Annotated in this window: 1 protein-coding gene; it reads left to right on the forward strand. The window is 48.1% G+C overall.

Going from position 1 to position 1,103, the window contains the following annotated elements; genetic code table 11:
* Nucleotides 1-1,103: right-handed parallel beta-helix repeat-containing protein (locus ACZ6S8_RS39675; protein WP_469463281.1), on the forward strand; the 1,103-nt coding region annotated here is incomplete at both ends.

The raw sequence follows: 1,103 nt of genomic DNA on the forward strand, positions 1-1,103 counted from the left end.
CGCCGCTCAGGTCAATGACGGCGGCGAATTCGCTGAATATACCCCTGAACAGTTCGGCGCCGTAGGCGATGGCCTGGCTGACGATCGAGATGCCGTCAGCGCCATGTTCGCTAAAGTGGCGATTGACGCCGCTAACTCGATGAAAAAACGCCAGGTCAGAATGGCGAATGTCTATCGGTTGACGTTGGGTTCGGCTTGGCAGCCTCTACAGATCCCCAGCAACTGCCATATTTATGGCGGTGGTGAAATTCACCTGGATGACGATACGCCTCAAATCAATATTTTTAATACCGTGGAACAGTCGAATTTCATCGTGGAAGATCTGAGGATCACGAGAAAGGTGACTCAGAAAGATGCAGATCCTATTTGGTGGTATGCCACTCGCGCGTGTACCGGCATGGCTTTCACCCGTTGTGAAAACTTCACCGTGAGAAATTGCGTCATCAGCATGCATACCGATGCTTTGGGCCTTTCTGACTGTACGTCAGTTACCCTTGAGAACAATTTACTTAAAGATCTGGGTGAAGAACCTATCGCCGTTCGTGGCGGACGCCATATTACAATCCAGAATAACGAACTGACAAATCATCAGGGTGACGGGATCTTGCTGAAAACGGGCGTGAACCGAGATGCTTATGACATCTTGATTGTGAACAATCATATTCATGATGGACATAAACCCGCTAAACCCGCTGGGGCCGGGCATACGCAAAGAGGGGGCGGGGTGACATTGAATAATGAAGTGACCGGCACGCCTCATTCATTCACTAACCTGACCGTTGCCAATAACCATATTGTTAATACCAGCTATGGCATCTCGCTGGGTGGAATCAGTGACATTAATATCTCTAATAACTACATCAAAACGATCGAAAGGTTCGGCATTCAGATCGACTATTCCTTAGTGAATAACCCCACCAAAATCCCTACGAATAATTCACGAATTATCGGGAATCACGTTGAAGATACCGTTGAGAATGGCATCGATTATCACGGCAATAACGATATTTCTGTCGCGGAGTCTGTTATCGCAGATAACTTTTTAAATTACTGTGGTACCTCCACGACGTCGGCCTTCAATGGCATTGCCGCAACGGAGGCGA

This window comes from Streptomyces sp. NPDC048461, from assembly GCF_055587105.1.